Annotated in this window: 13 protein-coding genes; 7 read left to right on the top strand and 6 right to left on the bottom strand. The window is 75.5% G+C overall.

The features are described from left to right. The first annotated feature begins 117 nt into the window (after positions 1–117). Complete coding sequence (locus OHS33_RS32545; protein ID WP_330335294.1) at positions 118–1,302, top strand: acyltransferase family protein; 1,185 nt, start codon at positions 118–120, stop codon at positions 1,300–1,302. A gap of 9 nt (positions 1,303–1,311) precedes the next feature. Here the strand turns inward: OHS33_RS32545 and OHS33_RS32540 are convergent, their stop codons facing one another. Next, positions 1,312–1,734, bottom strand: a complete 423-nt coding sequence (locus tag OHS33_RS32540; protein ID WP_330333997.1) for a DUF350 domain-containing protein — start codon at positions 1,732–1,734, stop codon at positions 1,312–1,314. 126 nt (positions 1,735–1,860) lie between these two features. Here OHS33_RS32540 and OHS33_RS32535 point away from each other — a divergent pair, with 126 nt between their 5' ends. Then, the gene (locus tag OHS33_RS32535; RefSeq protein WP_330333996.1) at positions 1,861–3,639 is read left to right on the top strand and encodes a GNAT family N-acetyltransferase; all 1,779 of its coding nucleotides are present in this window, start codon (positions 1,861–1,863) and stop codon (positions 3,637–3,639) included. Here the strand turns inward: OHS33_RS32535 and OHS33_RS32530 are convergent. Then, positions 3,636–5,645: an AMP-binding protein gene (locus OHS33_RS32530; protein ID WP_330333995.1), complete on the bottom strand. Its 2,010-nt coding sequence runs from the start codon at positions 5,643–5,645 to the stop codon at positions 3,636–3,638. The genes OHS33_RS32535 and OHS33_RS32530 overlap by 4 nt on opposite strands. Before the next feature lie 142 nt (positions 5,646–5,787). Between OHS33_RS32530 and OHS33_RS32525 the strand changes: the two genes are divergently transcribed. Beyond that, on the top strand, positions 5,788–7,686 hold the full coding sequence (locus OHS33_RS32525) for an ABC transporter ATP-binding protein (protein ID WP_330333994.1): 1,899 nt from the start codon (positions 5,788–5,790) through the stop codon (positions 7,684–7,686). Positions 7,687–7,748: 62 nt separating this feature from the next. On the opposite strand, the gene OHS33_RS32520 is transcribed toward OHS33_RS32525, so the two are convergent. From OHS33_RS32520 to OHS33_RS32510, 3 genes are all read right to left on the bottom strand, one after another. Next, positions 7,749–8,393, bottom strand: a complete 645-nt coding sequence (locus tag OHS33_RS32520) for a hypothetical protein (protein WP_330333993.1) — start codon at positions 8,391–8,393, stop codon at positions 7,749–7,751. 601 nt (positions 8,394–8,994) lie between these two features. Further along, a complete protein-coding gene (locus OHS33_RS32515; RefSeq protein WP_330333992.1) occupies positions 8,995–11,133 on the bottom strand; it encodes an ATP-binding protein in 2,139 nt (712 codons plus the stop codon). A gap of 122 nt (positions 11,134–11,255) precedes the next feature. Further along, entirely contained in the window at positions 11,256–11,966 is a 711-nt protein-coding gene (locus OHS33_RS32510; RefSeq protein WP_330333991.1) for a FadR/GntR family transcriptional regulator, read from the bottom strand. A 148-nt stretch (positions 11,967–12,114) separates the two neighbouring features. On the opposite strand from OHS33_RS32510, the gene OHS33_RS32505 reads away from it, so the two are divergent. From OHS33_RS32505 to OHS33_RS32495, 3 genes are all read left to right on the top strand, one after another. Further along, the gene (locus OHS33_RS32505; protein WP_330333990.1) at positions 12,115–12,642 is read left to right on the top strand and encodes a gluconokinase; all 528 of its coding nucleotides are present in this window, start codon (positions 12,115–12,117) and stop codon (positions 12,640–12,642) included. A gap of 12 nt (positions 12,643–12,654) precedes the next feature. Further along, positions 12,655–14,052 (top strand): GntT/GntP/DsdX family permease, encoded by a 1,398-nt coding sequence (locus OHS33_RS32500; RefSeq protein WP_330333989.1) that lies wholly within the window; start codon positions 12,655–12,657, stop codon positions 14,050–14,052. 117 nt (positions 14,053–14,169) lie between these two features. Further along, on the top strand, positions 14,170–17,079 hold the full coding sequence (locus tag OHS33_RS32495; protein ID WP_330333988.1) for a tetratricopeptide repeat protein: 2,910 nt from the start codon (positions 14,170–14,172) through the stop codon (positions 17,077–17,079). 91 nt (positions 17,080–17,170) lie between these two features. Here OHS33_RS32495 and OHS33_RS32490 read toward each other — a convergent pair whose 3' ends face one another. Then, entirely contained in the window at positions 17,171–17,941 is a 771-nt protein-coding gene (locus tag OHS33_RS32490) for a serine hydrolase domain-containing protein (RefSeq protein ID WP_330333987.1), read from the bottom strand. Positions 17,942–18,164: 223 nt separating this feature from the next. Between OHS33_RS32490 and OHS33_RS32485 the strand changes: the two genes are divergently transcribed. Then, positions 18,165–19,685 (top strand): MFS transporter, encoded by a 1,521-nt coding sequence (locus OHS33_RS32485; RefSeq protein ID WP_330333986.1) that lies wholly within the window; start codon positions 18,165–18,167, stop codon positions 19,683–19,685. The last annotated feature ends 4 nt before the right edge of the window (positions 19,686–19,689 follow it).

The following is a 19,689-nucleotide window of genomic DNA, read 5'->3' as shown; positions in this document are numbered from 1 at the left end:
ACGAGCAACGCGACGAGCAACGCGACGAGCACCCCGACGGGCACCACGGCGAACCCCGCCGCGAGCCCCGCGACGCGTTCCCGCCCGACGGCACCCGCGCTCGCCGGGCTGCGCCGGATGGCCTGGCGGATCGAGCGGGACACCCCCGCCCACCGGGACCGCGCGGTCGACGCGCTGCGCGCGCTCGCACTGCTGGCCGTCCCCACCGGGCACTGGCTGCTGGGCGGGTTCACCCTGGACTCCGCCGGCGCGCTGCACAACGCCAGCCCGCTGTCCGCCTTCGCCGCGCTCGCGCCCGCCAGTTGGGTGCTCCAGATGCTCGGCATCTTCTTCCTCGTCGGCGGCTACGCCTCGGTGCTGTCCTACCACCGCCGCAAGGGCTCCGCCGGGTCCTGGCTGCGGGGCCGGATCGCCCGGCTGGGGCGCCCGGTGCTCGGTGTCACCGCCGTGTGGGCGGTGGCGGCGCCGGTGCTGTTCGCGGCGGGCGTGCCGGTGACCACCTTGCGGACCGGGGCGACGCTGGTGATCCAGCCGCTGTGGTTCGTCGGGGTGTACGCGGCGGTCACCGCCCTCACCCCGTACTGTGTGCGCGCGGCGCGGCGGCTCGGCGGATGGGCGGCGGCGCCGCTGCTGGTCTCGGTCGCCGTGGTGGACTTCCTGCGCTACGGGCCGTACGCGGACTCCGTACCCTCCTGGCTGGCCCTGGTGAACATCCTGCCGGGCTGGCTGTTCGCCTATCAGCTCGGGGTGTCCTGGGGCGAGGGCCGGATCGGGCGGCGCGGGGCCTGGCTGCTGTGCGCGGGCGGGACGGCGCTGTTCGCGGCGCTGCTGGTGCTGTTCCACTATCCGGCGTCGATGGTCGGCGTACCGGGCGAGGCCCGCACCAACTCGCACCCGCCGTCGCTGCTGGTCCTGGCGCTGGCCTCGGCGCAGTCGGGGGCGGCGATCCTGGTCCGCGACCGGCTCGCGCGGCTGCTGGCGCGACCGGCCCTGTGGGCTCCGGTCGTCGTCGTCAACCTGTGCGCGATGACCGTCCTGTGCTGGCACCAGAGCGCGATGCTGGCCGCGGCCGTGCCCGCCGCGGCCCTGGGCGGGATCCAGGGGCTGACCACGGCGCCGGACTCGCCGCTGTGGATCGTCCAGCGGCTCGCCTGGCTGCCGGTGTTCGCGGCGATCCTGGTCCTGATCGCCCGGTACGCGCGGCGGTTCGAGGCCCCGTGGACCCGGACGACGGCGGCCCGGCGCACGGCGGCCGGGCTGCTCTCGGCGGGCTTCGCCGTCTTCGCCCTCGGGCTGGCGTAGGAACGCGCGTCAGGAGATCGAGGCCGCCACGACGGCCGCGACCGCGAGGTTGCAGGAGGCGGTGACCCACACGGCCGGGTGCGGCTCCGGGTCGACCACGATCGCGCCGAGCTTTCCGGGGGTGAACAGGTCCAGGACCAGGAAGGCCAGCCCCATCAGGATCAGGCCGAGCAGGCCGAAGGCGGCCGTGTTCAGCAGTCCCTTGCCGAAGTCGTCGTACGTCGTCCAGATCGAGGTGAAGACGATCCCGCCGACGCCGAGCAGGGCGGAACTGAGCTGGAGGGCCGCGTTGCGGTTGCGCTCCTCCCAGATCTGCTTGCGGAGCGCACCGGGCGTCAGCACGTCCACGAGGACGATGCCGAGGATCAGCAGCACCAGCCCGAGTGCGCCGAAGGCGCTGGTGCGGCCGAGTCCGTTGATGATGTCGCTCATTGAGAGGCCTGTCTCCGCGTGGGTGGAAAGGGGATGCGAGGAGCCGCGTGGGGAAGGGAAAACCTATCGCACGGCCGTCCCGGCCGGGGATGGGAAGTGGGACGGGGAGAGGGACGGGAGGCCGCGATGGCGGTACGTGTTCGGGCCGCACGGCCGGACGAGGCGGCGGCGCTCGGCGCGCTGGCACTGCGTTCGAAGGCGCACTGGGGCTATGACGAGGCGTTCCTGACCGCCTGCGCGCCGCAGTTGCGGATCGGGGCCGGGGAGGTGGGCGCGCGCCGGGCCGTGGTCGCGCAGGCGGCGCCCGGCGGGGCCGTGCTCGGGCTGGCCACGCTCGAAGGCCGGGCGCCCGTCGTCGAGTTGGGCCTGCTGTTCGTGGAACCGGCCGCCATCGGCCGCGGGGTTGGGCGGCTGCTGTACCGGGACGCGGTGCGCCGGGCCCGCGAACTGGGCTGCCACACCCTGCTGATCGACGCCGACCCGCATGCGGCCGGGTTCTACCGCGCGATGGGGGCGATCCCCCGCACCGGCGGCGGGCCGGTGGACGGGCTGGTCCGGTTCGAGGTGCGGCTCGGCGCGGCGGAGCCGTGGGTGGCGGCCTGGGCCGGGGGCGGGGGCTCCGTACACGTGGGCAATGTCGCCGAGTACAACGCCCAGTTCGCCGATGCCTCCCTGGACCGGGAGCAGGTCGCCGCGCACCACTACGCCTGCCTGGCCGCCTTCTACGGGCCCCGGCCCGCCGCGCTGGTCCTGCCCCGGCCGGTGCCCGTGTGGTGGACGGAGCAGGTGGCGCGCCAACTGGACTGGACGGGGGTGGAGGTGCACGACGGGCTGGCGCCCGACCGTCCCGGTCTGTCGGCCGCCGTACGGTCGCGGCCCGCGCTCGCCGCCCGGCTGACCGGGTCGGGGGCGGCGCTGGTGCCGTGGGGGCAGAGCGCGGGGTTCGCGCGGCTGGCGGGGTACGGGCCGTGGCGGCCGCAGGTGCTGCGGTACGAGTCGAAGGCGGCCTCGCACGCGCTGTTCGCCGGGATCGTGGCGGCGGGCGGGCACCCCGGTGTGGTGGTCCCCCGGCAATGGCGGGTGCGGGGCCGGTGGGCCGCGGCCCGGCTGCTGGCGGCCCGGGCCCGGGCCGGACGGGGCACGGTGTTCAAGTCCGAGCACGGGGTGGGCGGTTCGGGTACCCGGGTGGTCACGGCCCGGGACGTACGGGCGGCGGGCGGGGCCTTCGCCGCACTGCGCGGGCTGCCGCGCGGGCCGCTGCTGGCCGAGGAGTACGCGCACGACCCGGGCGGGGCGGTGCGCGACCTGACGTACGACGCCTTCGTGGACGCGGCGGGGCGCGTCCACCCGGTGGGCGGGGCGGTGATGCACGTGGTGGGCACCGGATACCGGGGTGCCACGGTCGGCCCGGGGGTGGTGCCCGACGGGGCGGACAAGACGCTGTCGGCCTTCGGTGAGGCGGTGGGGCGCGAACTGGCGGCCTCGGGCTACCGGGGCTGGTTCGACGTGGACTTCGTGAGCGCGGGCGGGGGGCTCCTGGCCCCGACCGAGACGAACCTGCGGCTGACGGGTCCTTCGGCGGCCTTCGTCGTCAAGGCCCGGCTCGACGAACTGCGCGGCGGGGACCACGTGGTGCGGATCATGGACCGGGTGGAGCTGGGCGCGCGGCTGCCCGAGGCACTGGCCGGGGAGCTGTGCGCCGCGCTGGCCCGCGGCTGCGCGGCCCTCGGCGCCGTCTTCGTACCGGCGATCCCGACGGCCGCCTTCGACCCGGTTCCCTGGCTGGGGGTGCTGGTGGCCGCGCACACCCGGGAGGCGGTGGACGCGGCCGAGGCCCTCGTGCGCGCCGAGGCGGCTGCCGTGGGGGCGATGTTCGGTGACTCCTTCCAAGGCACCCACTCCTAAGGCGCCTCCGGGATGTCGGACGGTTTGCGGGTGGCGTAATAGGCGACGATCCCGGCGGCGATCATCAGCGGGATGTTGAAGGCGTAGACGAGGGCGGCCTGGCGGGGCCAGTCCTGTTTGGCGGCGAGCCGGTAGAAGTTGTCCTGCGGCCACCAGGACACCAGCAGATAGACGATGGCCAGGTGGGCCGCCGTGGTCAGGGCGCGGCCCCGGCCCTGGCGGAGCATCGGGGGACGGCCGGTGAGCAGGAACACCGCCCCGAGGCCGAAGGACAGCCACTCGAAGACGTACAGGACGCTGAACAGGGCCGCGTAGCCGCCGGGGACCGCGGAGAGGTCGGTGGAGCCGGGCCAGAAGACGGCGGTGAGGGACAGCGCGACCAGGGCGAGCAGCAAGGTCCCGCAGCCGCCCCCGCAGGAGCCGAGGGCCTCGCCACCGGAGGCGCCGTACTTCCCGGTGCCGCGGGCGGCGCCGTACTTGCCCGTGCCGCGGGCGCCCCGCGCGGGGACCGGGGTGACCGGGAGCGGGAGGCCGTCGCGGTCCTCCCGGCCCGCGCGGTCGCGGGGCAGGCCGCCCAGCCTGACCACCGTGCCCGGTATCTGCTCCTCGGGCAGCTTGGCGGCGAGGAACCGGCGCAGCGCGGCGGCGTCGGGCAGTTGCGCGACGGCCAACGGGTCGTCGGCGGACTCCGCCGAGGGCGAGCGGGCGGCGGGCGGAGCCACGTACGCGACGAGGCGGATCTTCGACGCGGCGTCGGGGACACCGCGCACCACCACCCCGCCGACCTGCGGGTGGCCGCGGATGACGGACTCGATCCGGTAGGCGTCGACGCTCCCGCCGCCGACCGCGATCCAGTGCCGTCGGCGGCCCGCGAACTCCAGCAGCCCGTCCTCCCGTTCGCGGGCGAGGTCCCCCGTGGCGATGGCCTCCCCGCCGCCCGGCGGGATGAGCCGGACCTCGCCCCCGGCGAGCTCCACCCGGTGGCCCGGGAAGAGGACGCCGATCAGGCTGACGCCCTCGGGCGCGTCCACGGGGCGCGGCAGTTGGGACAGTTCGAACCAGGCCCCGGCGCCGGCCGTCTCGGTGAGCCCGTAGACATTGAGCAGGCGGGCGCCCGGCCGCAACCGGGCGTGCAGTGCGGCCTGTTCGTCGAGGTGGAGCCGCTCTCCGGTGACCGTCACCAGCCGTACGGACCACGTGTCGCGATCGGGTTCACTGCGGCTGTCGGGCACGCCCCCGGCGGCGAACAGCCGGGATGCGGACCAGGGGTCGGTATGGACGACGGAGACCCGTTCGGTGCGGATCAGGCGGCGCAGTTCCTCATGGGTCCAATAGGGGCGTGGCGGCAGGACCAGGGCGCCGCCGGTGCACAGGGCCCGGGTCCAGCCGGTGGCGAAGCCGACGAGGTCGGGCCGGGCAGTGATCAGGTGCCGGTCGTGAGGGGTGAGCCCGGCGACCTCGGCCCAGCCGTCGTGGGCGGCGAGCAGCCGGGCGTGGCCGATCCGCACCGCGCGCGGCTCCTCGCCTCCGGTGAAGACGACCGCGGCCGTGTCGCCGGGGGCGGGGTCGGGCGTCCGGGCCATCTCGGCGGGCTGACCGGCGATCCGCGGGGCCTCGGTGTCGAGGCAGATGACGCGCAGGCCGGTTCCCTCGTCGAACCAGTGCAGCTGATCGTGGTGCGTGAGCAGGGCGAACGGCGCGGTCCCGGCCAGATTTCGCCGCGACACGCCGGGATCGTTCGGGTCGAGGAGGGTGTACGCCCCGCCCGCCTTGAGCACGGCGAGCAGCGCGGTCACGACCTCGGCCGGGTGGGCGGTGCCGATGGCCACGGTGGCCCCCGGCGGCAGGCGGGCGGCAAGCAGGTGTCCGGCCAGGCGACTGGAACTCTCGTCCAGTTGCCGGTAGTTGACGACGGTCTCGCCGCCGAGGACGGCGGGGGCCTCGGGGGTCGCCGATGCCCATCGGCGGAATCGGTGGAGCACGCTGTCGGCGGGTTCCCGGTTCATCTCCCGATGATGCCATCGGGCACTGACAGCGCACGAGGGTCCGTCCCGGGGCACCGTGGGGCACGGCGGACGGCACGGGCCGGGGCCCGGTTCTCCACCAGCCCTTGACCTCAGGTTTGATTGAGGTCTTAACGTTCCTCTTATGTCAATGGAAATGACCGCCTGGTCCTCGCTGCACAACGCGCTCAACGCCCAGCAGGAACGCCGGGCCCCCACCCGCGAGAGCCTGCGCCGGGTCGCCGCCTTCGCCCGCCCGCACCGTCGCGGGCTGCTGCTCTTCCTCCTGCTGAGCATCGTCACCGCCCTGCTCGCGGTCGCCACCCCGGTGCTCGCCAGCCGGGTCGTCCAGGCCATCGTCGGCGGCCGGGAGAGCGGTACGGTCACCCGGCTCGCCCTGCTCATCGCGCTGATCGCGGTGGTCGAGGCGGGCCTGGGCCTGCTCACCCGCAAGCTGTCGGCCACCCTCGGCGAGGGGCTGATCCTCGATCTGCGCACGGCGGTCTTCGACCACGTGCAGCGGATGCCGGTCGCCTTCTTCACCCGGACCCGGACCGGGGCCCTGGTCAGCCGCCTCAACAACGACGTCATCGGCGCGCAGCGGGCGTTCAGCAACACCCTCTCCGGGGTGGTCGCCAACACGGTGACCCTGCTGCTGACGCTGGCCGTCATGCTGAGCATCTCCTGGCAGATCACCCTGCTCGCGCTGGTGCTGCTGCCGCTGTTCGTGATCCCGGCACGGCGTACGGGCACCCGCATGGCGCGGATGCAGCGCGAGGCGGCGGCCCTCAACGCTTCCATGGGCACCCAGATGACCGAGCGGTTCTCGGCGCCCGGCGCCACGCTGGTCAAGCTCTTCGGGCGGCCCTCGGACGAGTCGGCCGAGTTCGCGGCCCGGGCGGCCCGGGTGCGGGACATCGGGATCCGCACCGCGGTCGCCCAGTCCGCCTTCATCACCGCCCTCACCCTGGTCTCGGCGCTCGCCCTGGCCCTGGTCTACGGGCTCGGCGGGTACTACGCGCTGCGCGGCACCCTCAACGCCGGTTCCGTGGTGGCCCTGGCGCTGCTGCTGACCCGGCTGTACGCGCCGCTGACCGCGCTCGCCGGGGCGCGGGTCGAGGTGATGAGCGCGCTGGTCAGCTTCGAGCGGGTCTTCGAGATCCTCGACCTCGAACCGCTGATCGCCGAGAAGCCGGACGCCCGCCGGGTGCCGGACGGCCCGGTGACGGTGGAGTTCGACAAGGTCTCCTTCGGCTACCCGGCCGCCGACAAGGTCTCGCTCGCCTCGCTGGAGGAGGTGGCGACGCTGGACACCCGGGGCGGTACGCAAGTGCTGCACGAGGTCTCGTTCCGCGCCGAGGCGGGGCAGATGATCGCGCTGGTGGGCTCGTCCGGAGCCGGCAAGTCCACCATCGCGCAGCTCCTGCCCCGGCTGTACGACGCCGACGCGGGCGCGGTCCGGCTGAACGGGGTCGACGTACGCGATCTGACCGCCGATTCGATCCGCGACACCCTCGGCATGGTCACCCAGGACGGGCACCTCTTCCACGAGTCGGTGCGCGCGAACCTGCTGCTGGCCCGGCCGGAGGCCACCGAGGAGGACGTGTGGGAGGCCCTGCGCCGCTCACGGCTGGACGGGCTGGTCGCCTCGCTGCCGGACGGACTGGACACGGTGGTGGGCGAGCGCGGCTACCGGCTCTCCGGCGGCGAACGCCAACGCCTCACCATCGCCCGGCTGTTGCTGGCCCGCCAGCGGGTGGTGATCCTCGACGAGGCCACGGCGCACCTGGACTCCACCTCCGAGGCGGCGGTGCAGGAGGCGCTGGGCGAGGCGCTCGCCGGGCGGACGGCCGTGGTGATCGCGCACCGGCTGTCGACCGTGCAGGCGGCCGACCAGATCCTGGTCGTCGAGGAGGGCCGGATCGTGGAGCGCGGCACGCATGCCGAACTGCTGGCCGTGGGCGGGCGGTACGAGGAGCTGTACCGGACCCAGTTCGCGACGAAGGGCGCCGCGGCGGCGGACGAGGCCGTCACGGGCGCGTGACGGCGGGTGCGGGTGCCGGGAAAGACGTACGGGCGGGACGCCGTGGGCCGGGGCCCGCGGCGTCATCCGTCGGTCGGCAGCCCGGCCGCCACGACCAGCTGTGGCTCGGCGGCGGTGCCGATCAGCCGTACGGGGAGTTCGTCCAGCCAGGCGTGCGGCGAGAGCCACCACGTGGCCGCGCCCCAGGGATCGCGGTCCGCGTCCAGCAGCCCGTTCACCTCGCGGACCACGGGGACGGGCTGCCCGTCGGCGGCGAACTGGAAGGCGGGCAGCCGGACGGAGCCGCCCGCCGCGCGCAGCCGGATGAGGCCCGGCGCGTACGGATCGCAGCCGCCCTCCAGCGCCTCCGCGTCCCCGACGGACGGGGCGGCGAGCAGCCGGTCGCGCACTTCGCCCAGCACCGGCCCGACCATGCGGTGCCCGTCGAGGACGAGGACGGCCAGGTCGTCCGCGATGAACCCGAGGTGCCCGGCGGCCGGGGCGGAGGCGGCCGGGGCCAGCCGGCTCTCGCCGGGGAACCGGTCCGGCAGCTGCTCGCCGAGCAGCCGGGCGGCCAGCAGGGCGGCCCGTTCGGCGACTTCACCGGTGGCCAGCCGTAACGACGCCAGCAGCAGGGCGAGTTGGCGCAGCGCCACGGGAGCGAGCCGGGGATGGAGGTCGTCCCACTCGGCGGCCGCGACCGCGAGGCGCGTGTAGGGGTTCGTCACGTGGGCATCCGTTCACTGATCGTTGGTCCTGGACCGGAGCGGGGGCCGACCCGGCTCGCGCGGTCGGACGTCCCGGCCCGCCGCGCTTCCCTCACCTCCGCGGGGCCACGATCGGGGCGGCGCGGAGCGAGCGGCATGGCGGAAGGATCGCACCGCGTGCGGGCCCCGACAAGCGGGATCCGGCAAGCCGGGGCTTGCGGGCCGGGGTCGTTGGCCGGAACCGGCGCCCGGTGACCGGCCCGGTGGGCCTGGCCCGCTGGGCAGGGTTCGCCTCCGGCGGCGCCTCAAACGCCGGCGAGGCTGGGATTGGCTCCGGCGACGGGGACGGACCGGCACAGCGGGGCTGGGTTGGTCGGTCTGCCCGCGGGGGCAAATCCAGCCGCCCGGCGTTTGAGGGCCCGCCGGAGGCGACATCGGCCCGCGCGGCGATCGAGCGTCTGCGGCCCGGCTGTCCCTCGGGCGCCTCAATCGCCGGCGGGGCTGGATTCGCTGCTCTCGGTGGGCGCCTCAAACGCCGACGAGGCTGGGTTTGGCCCCGGCGGAGGGGGCGGACCCGCCCGGCGGCCCGGCGGGGCTGGGTTTGGCTCCGGCGGGCCGGGCGTCAGGTCTCGCGTTGGTGCGGGCGGGCGCGCAGGGCGTGGCCGTGTCGGACGCCTTCCAGGAAGGCGGCCTCGTACGCCCGGTCGCCCAGGGCGCCGCGCGCGGTGCGCTCGTACTCCTCGCGCACGGCCTTCAGTTCCGGCGTGCCGCGCTGCGGATGGCCGACCGCCTGCCAGTAGGCGTGGCCGGTGCCGTAGGCGCGGGCGGCGCCGACGCCGTCGCCCTGGGCCGCGCGGGCGGCGGCGAGCAGGTCCAGGCCGAGTGCGGTGCCGAAGCTGTCGCCCAGTTCGCGCTTGCTCTCCAGCATCGCGCGGGCGTGCGCGGCGGATTCGGCCGGGCGGCTCTCCAGCAGGCAGATCAGGGAGAGCTGGTAGTCGGCGTAGGCCCGCGTCCAGTACTCCTCGCGGGCGGCGCAGCCGGAGCGCAGCAGCTCGGCCTCGGCGCGGGCGTCGGTGAACAAGCCCATGCCGGTGAGGGCGAAGACGCGTACGAGGTGGCAGCGGAGCCGGGCCGGGGAGTCGAAGGGGGTGCCGGGGGCCGCGCCGAGGGCGTTCTCGGCGACGATGCGCGCCGCGAGCGGGCGGCCGGCCAGGAGGTGGCTCAGGCCCAGCAGGTAGGCGGCGTCCAGAGCGAGGGCCGGTTCCCCGTCCGGGGGGTCGGCGGGGCCGCCGTCCCCGGGCGTCATGACCAGGGCCTCGCAGCCGACGGCGAGCCGGTGCGCGGCGTCCTTCTCGCCCTGGAGCAGCAGGGTGACCCCCAGGGCCCACAGGGCGCGCACCCGCACCGCGCGGGTGACCTTCTCGGGGCGCGCGGCGGCCAGGGCCCGTTCCAGATAGGCGCGGGCGGCGTGCAGGTAGCCGCAGCAGGCCCAGAAGAAGCCGACCCGGCCCGCCATGTCGAGCGCCCGTGCGGGGGCGGTGGCCAGGTAGAAGTCCAGGGCCGCGCAGACGTCCCCGTGGGCCGCGCCGACCCGCCGGTATCCGGCGCGCTGGCCCGGGCCCAGCCAGTCCCGTTCGGCCCGGCGCACCAGGGCCAGGAAGTGGGCGGCGTGCCGGGTCCGCAGGACGTCCTGTTCGCCGACCTCCGCGAGCCACATCGCGCCGTACTCGCGGATCGTGTCGAGCATGCGGTACGAGCCGTCGCCGCCGCGCCGTACGACGGACTTGGCGACCAGGGCCGCCAGCAGCGGCGGTACGTCCGCCTCGGCGAGCGGGGCGGCGGAGCAGACGGCGCGGGCCGCCGCCTCGTCGAAGGGGCCGCCGAAGACGGACAGCCGCAGCCAGAGCAGGCGTTCGCGCGGCTCGCACCACTCGTGGCTCCAGCCGATGGCGGTGCGCAGCGCGCGGTGCCGGGGCGGCTGGACCGGGCGGCCGGTGGCCAGGGCGCCGATCCGGCGGGCCAGCCGGTCGGCGAGTTCCTCGACGGTGTGGTCCGTCAACTGGGCGGCGGCGAGTTCCAGCGCGAGGGGGACCCCCTGGAGGCGTACGCAGACGGACCGGGCGGCGGCGAGCCGTTCCTCGGACCAGGGGGTGGGTGTCTGGGGCGCGGCCTCGGCGGCCCGGGCGCGGAAGAGGGCGAGCGCGTCCTCGGCCCCGGCGGCGTGCGGGAGCGGGCCGATCTCCAGGACGTGCTCGGCGGGCAGCCCGAGGGGCTGGCGGCTGGTGAGCAGCAGGACGAGGTGCGGGGCGGCGCCGAGGAACTCGCGGACGAGCGTGCGGACGGCGGGGACCAGGTGCTCGCAGCAGTCGAGTACGAGCAGCAGGCGGCGCTCGCCGATCCACTCCCCCACGGCGTCCACGAGGGACCGCGAGGTGTGGTCGGCGAGGCCGAGGGCGTCGGCGACGGTGCCGGCGAGCAGCCGTTCGTCGGGGACGGGCGACAGGTCGGCCCAGTGGATCCCGTCGGGGAACCCCCGCCGCCCGCCGGCGTCGGCCGCCCCGCCGGTGGAGTCGCGGGCCGGACGCGCCGGGGTCCGCCGGGCCAGGGCCTGCCGGGCCAGGCGACTCTTGCCGACGCCGCCCGGCCCGGTCAGGGTGACCAGCCGGTGGGTTACCAACGCGCTTTCGAGCGCGGCCAGTTCACTGTGTCGCCCGACGAAGGACGCGGGCCCGCCTTCGGACCCATCGGCATGTGCCAGCACGGGGAACAGTGTGACCCACCACAGGACTCCCCCGGACCGCCCCCGCGGACCACGGCACCCCGGCCCGGGCGGCGTCGGCGGGCCGTCAGGCCGTGCGGGCCGGTGGGGGGCTGCACGGCGCGCTACGGGGCGAGCACGTCCAGTTCCTCCAGCGCCCCCGTGGCGATCTCCCGGGTCAACGCCTCGGCCCGGGCCGCGTCCCCCTCGCGTACCGCCTCGGCCACCCGCACGTGCAGGGTGACGGCGGCCGGGTCGGGGTCGTGGAACATCACCGCGTGCTGGGTGCGGCCGGTCAGCACCTCGGCGACGACATCGCCGAGGCGGGCGAACATCTCGTTGCCGGAGGCGTTCAGCACGGTCCGGTGGAACGCCACGTCGTGGTGGAGGTAGCCGTCCAGCTGGTGTCCGCGCGAGGTGCGGACCATGCCGAGGGCCGCTTCGGTGAGGGCCGCGCACTGCTCGGGCGTGGCCCGTACGGCGGCGAGCCCGGCCGCGACGGGCTCGACGGCGGAGCGCAGCACGGTCAGCGAGCGCAGCTGGCGGGGCCGGTCGGCGCCGGCCAGGCGCCAGCGGATGACCCGCGGGTCGTAGACGTTCCACTCGTCGGCCGGACGGACGGTGACGCCGACCCGGCGGCGGGATTCCACGAGCGCCATGGATTCCAGCACCCGGACGACCTCGCGGACGACGGTGCGCGAGGCGCCGAACTCCTGGGCCACCTCGTCGGTGCGCAGCACGCTGCCCGGCGGGTGCTCGCCCGCGGTGATGGCGAGGCCGAGGGCGTCGAGCACATGTGCGTGGAGTCCCTGCGCGGGACCGCCCTCGGTTGTCATGGCGCAAGCGTACGGGGTACCCGGTACGGCAAAAGATGTGATGTTTTCCCGGTGAACCCTTGAATAAGTACTACTTAATAGGTTTGAGTGTTGCCAGATGTCGATGAGGACATCGCCGAGAACAGCGAGGTACCCCATGGGCTACGGAGTGAGCACCGCGCGCGTCATCGTGGTGATGGGCGTGGCCGGGACGGGCAAGACGACCGTGGGGCAGTTGCTCGCCACCGCGCTCGCGCTCCCCTACGCGGAGGGCGACGCCTTCCACCCGGCGGCCAACGTCGCGAAGATGGCGTCCGGCGTCCCCCTGGACGACGCCGACCGGTGGCCGTGGCTCGACGCCATCGGCGAATGGGCCCGTTGCCGCGGCGACCGGGGCGGGGTGGTCTCGGCCTCCTCGCTCAAGCGCGCCTACCGCGACCTGCTGCGCGCCGCCGCCCCCGGCGCCGTCTTCGTCCACCTCACCGGTGAGCGGCCCCTGATCGAACGCAGGATGGCCGCCCGTACCGGGCACTTCATGCCCACCACGCTGCTGGATTCGCAGTTCGCCGCGCTCGAACCCCTCCAGGAGGACGAACCGGGCGTCGCCGTCGACGTGTCCGGCTCCCCCGAGGAGATCACCGCGCGGGCACTGGCCGCGCTGCGGCCGCTCGCCGCCCCCACCCGCCTCGAAAGCTAAGGAACCGTCACCGTGACCAGTCTCAGCGTCGAGACTCTGGCAGCGGCCGCCGCCCCGATCACCTCGGCGGGCAACGCACAGCTGGGCACCGCCGTCCTCGCGGGCATCGCCCTGATCATCCTGCTCATCACCCGCTTCAAGATGCACGCCTTCCTGGCGCTGACCATCGGGTCGCTGGCCCTCGGGGTCTTCGCGGGCGCCCCGCTCGACAAGACCATCACCAGCTTCACCGCGGGCCTCGGCGCCACCGTCGCGGGGGTCGGCGTACTGATCGCACTCGGTGCGATCCTCGGCAAGCTGCTCGCCGACTCCGGTGGCGCGGACGAGATCGTGGACACGATCCTCGCCCGGGCCAAGGGCCGGGCGATGCCCTGGGCCATGGTGCTGATCGCGTCCGTGATCGGGCTCCCGCTGTTCTTCGAGGTCGGCATCGTGCTGCTGATCCCGGTGGTGCTGCTGGTGGCCAAGCGGGGCAACTACTCGCTGATGCGGATCGGCATCCCGGCACTGGCCGGCCTGTCGGTGATGCACGGTCTGATCCCGCCGCACCCCGGCCCGCTGGTCGCGATCGACGCGCTGCACGCGAACCTCGGCGTCACGCTCGCGCTCGGTGTGCTCGTCGCGGTACCGACCGTGGTCATCGCCGGTCCGCTGTTCTCCCGGTACGCCGCCCGGTGGGTGGACATCCAGGCCCCCGAGGCCCTCACCACCGCGCCGTCGGAGGCCCCCGACCGGGAGCACCGCCCGCGCTTCGGCGCGACGGTGGCCACCGTGCTGCTGCCGGTGGTCCTGATGCTGGTGAAGGCGCTCGTCGACATCGTGGTCGACGACAAGGCCAACGGGCTGCAGAAGGTCACCGACGTCATCGGCTCGCCGCTGATCGCCCTGCTCGCGGCGGTCATCGTGGGCATGTTCACCCTGGGCCGCGCGGCGGGCTTCACCAAGGCCCGGCTGTCGGTGACGGTGGAGAAGTCCCTCGCCCCGATCGCGGGCGTCCTGCTGATCGTGGGCGCCGGTGGTGGTTTCAAGCAGACGCTGATCGACGCGGGCGTCGGCCAGATGATCCTGGACCTCTCCAAGAGCTGGTCGATCCCGGCCCTGCTGCTCGCCTGGCTGATCGCGGTGGCGATCCGGCTCGCGACGGGTTCGGCGACGGTGGCGACGATCTCGGCGGCCGGTCTGGTCGCCCCGCTCGCCGCGGGGATGTCCACCACCGAGACCGCCCTGCTGGTCCTGGCGATCGGCGCGGGCTCGCTCTTCTTCAGCCATGTCAACGACGCCGGGTTCTGGCTGGTGAAGGAGTACTTCGGGATGACCGTCGGACAGACCGTCAAGACCTGGTCGGTGATGGAGACCATCATCTCGGTGGTCGGCCTCGGGTTCGTCCTGCTGCTCTCGCTCGTGCTGTAACCGCACACCGGTCGCGCCTGGGTGCGCCAGCCTCCCCGATGCCCTGCCGCGACCGCCGCGGCAGGGCATCATGCCTTCACGGGGACGCGGGCGGCGGGGCGGCGGGGGCGAGGTCCGATGAACGAGCGGGCGGTCAGCAGGCAGGAGCTGATCCAGCGGCGACGGCGCGGCGGGTTCGTCGGACGGCGCCGGGAACTGGCGGTGTTCGAGGAGAACTTCGCGCGCCTCACCGACGACGCGGCGTACCAGTTCCTCTTCCACGTGCACGGCACGGCGGGCGTCGGGAAGACCTCGCTGCTGCGCCAGTGGGAGGCCGCCGCCCGGCGCCACCGGGCGGTCACCGCCTTCCTCGGGGACGAGGTGCACGGCGTACTGGAGGCGATGGAGGCCGTCAGCGCCCAGCTGCTCCGCCAGGGATTCCCGCTCAAGGGTTTCGACAAGCTGCTCGCCACCTACCACCTGCGGCGCCACGAGGCGGAGACGGCCGCCCCGGAGCCCGGGCAGGAGCCCGGCCCGGGAGCGGCGGGCCCCTCGGTCACCAGCGAGCTGGTGGCCCGGGCCGGGGTGGCGGGACTCGGCCTGGTCCCCGGCCTCGGGCCGGTCGCCGGGGCCCTCGACCCGCAGCAGGTGGCGGCGGGCGCCGAGCGGCTGCGCGTCGCCCTCGGTGCGCGGCTGCGCAGCCGTGAGGACGTCCAGCTGGTGCTCTCGCCGCTCCGGGTCCTCACCCCGGCGTTCCTGACGGACCTCGCGGCGGTGGCCGGGAAGGCGCCGTGGGTGGTGCTGTTCCTCGACACCTACGAGCGCACCGCGCCCGTGCTGGACGAGTGGCTGCGGGACGTGCTGATCGCCGAGCGGTACGGGCCGGTGCCGGTCAGCGTCCAGGTGGTGCTCTGCGGTCAGGGGCGGCTCGACCCCCGCTGGTGGGGCGACTGCCTGGAACTCATCGCGCCCGTGGGCCTCGACGTGTTCAGCGAGGAGGAGGCGCGGGCGCTGCTGGCGGCCCGCGGGGTGACCCACGACGCGGTGGTGGACCTGGTGCTGCGGCTGTCCGGGCGGCTCCCGGTCCTGGTGGACCTGCTGGCCCAGGCGCGGCCCGGGCACCCGGACGCGGTGGAGGACCCCTCCGACACGGCGGTGGAGCGTTTCCTCAAGTGGGAGGCGGATCCGCTGCGCCGCGCGGCGGCCCTGGACTGCGCGCTGCCGCTGTACCTCGACCAGGACGTGTTCGCGGTGGCCGTGGACGGGGGCGCGCTGCCGCCGGAGCGCCTCGCCGCGGAGTACGGCCGGCTGCGCGGCCTGTCCTTCGTCACCGACCAGGCGGGCCGCTGCCGCTACCACGACGTGGTGCGGGCGGCGATGCTCCGGGTCCGGCGGGCCCAGTCCCCCGCCCGCTGGCGCACGGACCAGTTGCGGCTGGCCGACGCGATGCGGCGGTGGCGGGAGGCCCGGGAGGGCGGGCCGCCCGGGGCCCGGGAGCCGTGGCAGGACCCGGTGTGGCGCGAGCACCGGCTCGGCGAGATGTACCACCTGCTGTGCGCGGACCCCGTCGCGGCGCTGCCGGGGGCCCTGGACACGCTGGTGCGGGCCTGTGACCCCGGCGGCACGGCGGCCCACCGCGGCGCCGGGACCGCGGAGCGGGCGGGGCAGGACGCGGGGGATCCGGCACTGGCCGCGCTGGGGCGGGAGCTGCGGGAGGCGGCCGACACCGGGGGCGGGGGCACGGTCCGGGTGCTGACGCTGCTGCTGGGCGCGCCGGGGCTGGCCGGGCCGTCGCGGGCGCTGGCCCACACGCTCCGGGGCCGGGAGCACCGCAACTCCGGGCAGGACGCGTGGGCGCTGGCCGACTACGGCCGGGCGATCGCCCTCGATCCGGGCGCGCCGCGCGCGTACTTCGGCCGGGGCGCCACCCATGTGCTGGCGGGCCGGTACGAGGAGGCGCTCGCCGACCTGGACCATTTCCTGGAGCGGGAGCCCGGGGCGGCCCACGGCCGGCTGGAGCGCGGGAAGTGCCTGCACTACCTGGGCCGGTACGAGGAGGCGCTCGCCGACTTCGACCGGGCACTGCTGCTCAACCCCGAGGATCCCTGGACGCTCTGCTTCCGCGCGCAGGCGCAGCGCAGCCTCGGCCGGGCGGAGCAGGCCATGGCCGACTTCGACGCGGCGGTCGCGCGGGATCCCGACGACGGCTGGATCCGTGCCTGGCGGGGCTCCGCGCTGCACGGTCTGCGGCGCTACGAGGAGGCGCTGGCCGACCTCGACCGCTCGCTGGAGCAGCGGCCCGAGTACGTGTGGGCGCTGGCCCAGCGGGCGGGCACCCTCGGGTTCCTGGGCCGCTTCGAGGAGGCGCTCGCCGATCTGGACGCGGCGCTGCGGGTGCGGCCCGGCGCTCCGTGGATCCTGGTCCGCCGGGGGCACTTGCACCGGCGGATGCGGCGGTACGCCGGGGCGCTGGCCGATTTCGACGCGGCCTTGGCAGCCGAGCCCGCGAACGGCTGGGCCCGGGCGGGCCGCGGGGAGACGCTGCGGTGCCTGGGGCGGCCCGGGGAGGCGCTGGCCGAGCTCGACCGGGCGCACGCGCTGGATCCCGCGGATCCCTGGATCCTGGCCTGGCGCGGCCGGCTGCACCGGCGCTCGGGGCGGCCGGCGCGGGCGCTGGACGACTTCAACCGGGCGCTGGCCCTGGCTCCGGACAGCGCCTGGGACACCTACGAGCACGCCCTGGTCCTGCGGCTGACGGGCCGGGACGCGGAGCCCGGACTGCGCCGCGCGGCCGGGATGTTCGCGCGGGAGGCGGCGCGCACCGGGGTGGACGGGGTCCGCTCCCGGGGGAACCTGATCGTCGTGCTGTGCGCGCTGGGCGACTGGGAGCGGGCCGCGGCGGAAACGGCGGTGTTCCTGGCGCCCGGGCGGCCCGGCTGGCAGATCGAGGAGGTGCTGGACGACCTGGCGGACCTGCGCGGCGTACGGGACCCGGAACCGCGGCGGAGCGCGGAGCTGGCCGCCCGGCTGTCGGCCGCGCTCGGCTGAAGCCCGTAACGCCGCCGGGGCCCGTACGCCGCTCGGGCCCGCGCGCCGCCGAAGCGCGTACGCCGCCGGGGCCCGCGGCGGCCGGGCGCGGTCAGCCGAAGGCGGCCGCGCGGAAGGCGCCCCGGGCCGGGGCGTCGGCGGTGGGCGCGAGGAGCAGTGCCCAGCGGCCGCGGAGCGGGGAGACCCACAGGTCGGCGCCGCCCGGGCCGTGGTGCGTCCAGGTGTCCTGCCTGCGGTCGGTGCCGGGGGCCGGGTGCCAGAGCAGGCCGCGGGCGGGGGTGAGTTCGCCGGTGCGGATCCGCAGCGATTCGGTGATCCAGGCGCGGGTGAGCGGCTGGTCGGGGCCGGCGAGCAGGTGCCGCAGGAAGCGGCTGAGGTCCTCGACGGTGGAGTGGAGCCGCCCGGATCCGGTGAGGGCGGTACGGACCATGCCGAGCGGGTGCCAGACGCGCGTGGCGGCCAGGTCGGCGAGCGGACGTCCGGTGAGGTGTTCGGCGATCCCGCCGAGGGTGGCGCAGGAGCCGTGGTCGGCGGCGTGGGTGAGCAGGTGGTGCGCGGTGGCTCCCCCGGTGGCCTCGTCGCTGTAGGCGGCGAGGGGGGTGTGCAGGCTCAGGGCGCCCTCGGCCACCAGGGTGCCGATGACCGGCCAGAGGGCGAGGACCGGGCCGAGGCCGTCCGCCTCGACGGGGGCGTCGCCCTGCCCGGAGCCCGCGAGGGTGCCGTGCCGGTCGCCGATCGCCCAGGTGGCGGCGGGTCCCGCGGCGGCTTCGGCAGCTGCCCTCAGCTCCGCCGTGGCCCGCGCGGGCCGCTCGGTGGTCTCGTTCGGCTGGTCGGTCTGCGGTGTCGGCGGCGTCGGACTCATCGCGGTTCCCGGCTTTCCGATTCCTGGACGGCGGCGGTCCGGTCACGGTAGCCACGGCCCGGGTGCCGGTACGGGCGCGCCGCCCCGGCGTCGGCGCCTGCCACCCGAATGCCCGTACCGGCGCGGGGGCTGGGGCGTGACGAACCGGCCACCGTGAAGGCCTTTCGCGCCGCTCCGGTCCGCCGGGTGGCCCGTAGGGGTCCGGCGGGTCAGCCTGGGAGACATGGACACGGACGCGCACCCGGGCACCGACACGGACACGGACGGACCGTCCGGTGTGCGCCTCGCCTCGGCCCAGGGCCGCTGGATCCTGCTCGCCACGGTGCTCGGCTCGTCCATGGCGCTGCTGGACTCGACCGTCGTCAATGTCGCCCTGCCCCGGATCGGCCGGGACCTGGGCGCGGACCTCGCCGTGCTCCAGTGGACCGTCAACGCCTATCTGCTCACCCTCGCCGGACTGATCCTGGTCGGCGGGGCCCTGGGCGACCGCTTCGGGCGGCGGCGCGTCTTCGTCCTCGGCGTCACCTGGTTCGCCCTCGGCTCGCTGCTGTGCGGCATCGCCCCGAACGCGGGGGTGCTGATCGCTTCCCGCGCCCTCCAGGGCATCGGCGGGGCGCTGCTCACCCCCGGTTCGCTCGCGCTGATCCAGGGCTCCCTGCATCCCGCGGACCGGGCGCGGGCCGTCGGACTGTGGTCCGGGTTCGGCGGCGTGGGCGCGGCCGTGGGGCCCTTCGTGGGCGGCTGGCTGGTGGACGGGCCGGGCTGGCGCTGGGTGTTCCTGCTGAACGTGCCGCTGGCCGCGCTCTGTGTGCCGGTCGCGCTGCGGCACGTACCGGAATCCAGGGATCCGCGGGCGCACGGGCGGTTCGACGTGGCCGGAGCCGTGCTGGGGGCGGCCGCGCTGGCGCTGGTGACCTACGCGCTGATCGAGGCGCGGTCGGGCTCGGCGCTGGTGGTGGGGGCGGCGGTGGCCGGCGTGGCCCTGGCCGTGGCGTTCGTGCTGCTGGAGCGCCGACGCGCGGATCCGATGGTGCCGCCGGGGATCTTCGCCTCGCGCCAGTTCACCGCCGTCAATCTGGTCACCCTGTGCGTGTACGCGGCCTTCGGCGGGTTCTTCTTCCTGTCGGTGCTCCAGCTCCAGGTGGTCGCCGGGTACTCCGCGCTGGCCGCCGGGGCCGCACTGCTGCCGACGACCGCGCTGATGCTGCTGCTGTCCGCCCGCTCCGGGGAACTGGGCGAGCGGATCGGGCCGCGGCTCCCGCTGACGGTGGGGCCGCTGCTGTGCGCCGCGGGGATGCTGCTGATGCTGCGGGTCGGGCCGGGGGCCTCGTACGTGGTGGACGTGCTGCCCGCGCTGCTGGTGCTCGGGGCGGGCATGGTCACCCTGGTGGCCCCGCTGACCGCGACCGTACTGGCCTCCGTGGACCCGGGCCGGGCAGGCCTGGCCAGCGGGATCAACAACGCCGCGGCCCGGGCGGCCGGGCTGCTGGCGGTGGCGGCGCTGCCGCTGCTGGCCGGGATGGGGCCGGACGCCTACCGCTCGGCCGCGCAGTTCGACGCCGCCTTCGACCGGGCGATGCCCTGGTGCGCGGGGGTGCTGGTGCTCGGCGCCGTGGTGGCGTGGGCGACCGTACGCTCCCCCGCGCCCGGGTCGGCCCGGCCGCAGTGTCACACGCAGTGCGCGGTGACCGCCCCGCCGCTCGAATCCCCCGGAGCGGACGGGCGGCCGGACCCGGCGGCCTGAGTCA

Origin of the sequence: Streptomyces sp. NBC_00536 (assembly GCF_036346295.1) — a bacterium.
Classification (GTDB): domain Bacteria; phylum Actinomycetota; class Actinomycetes; order Streptomycetales; family Streptomycetaceae; genus Streptomyces.
Note: the sequence above shows the minus strand (reverse complement) of the source record. Positions and strands in the feature narration are given on the sequence as shown.

Bases quoted from the DNA above. Each gene is read 5' to 3' on its own strand.
- OHS33_RS32485 (WP_330333986.1), top strand. From the start codon at position 18,165: ATGGACACGGACGCGCACCCGGGCACCGACACGGACACGGACGGACCG.
- OHS33_RS32535 (WP_330333996.1), top strand. From the start codon at position 1,861: ATGGCGGTACGTGTTCGGGCCGCACGGCCGGACGAGGCGGCGGCGCTC.
- OHS33_RS32540 (WP_330333997.1), bottom strand. From the start codon at position 1,734: ATGAGCGACATCATCAACGGACTCGGCCGCACCAGCGCCTTCGGCGCA.
- OHS33_RS32495 (WP_330333988.1), top strand. From the start codon at position 14,170: ATGAACGAGCGGGCGGTCAGCAGGCAGGAGCTGATCCAGCGGCGACGG.
- OHS33_RS32530 (WP_330333995.1), bottom strand. From the start codon at position 5,645: ATGAACCGGGAACCCGCCGACAGCGTGCTCCACCGATTCCGCCGATGG.
- OHS33_RS32510 (WP_330333991.1), bottom strand. From the start codon at position 11,966: ATGACAACCGAGGGCGGTCCCGCGCAGGGACTCCACGCACATGTGCTC.
- OHS33_RS32545 (WP_330335294.1), top strand. From the start codon at position 118: ATGGCCTGGCGGATCGAGCGGGACACCCCCGCCCACCGGGACCGCGCG.
- OHS33_RS32490 (WP_330333987.1), bottom strand. From the start codon at position 17,941: ATGAGTCCGACGCCGCCGACACCGCAGACCGACCAGCCGAACGAGACC.
- OHS33_RS32525 (WP_330333994.1), top strand. From the start codon at position 5,788: ATGTCAATGGAAATGACCGCCTGGTCCTCGCTGCACAACGCGCTCAAC.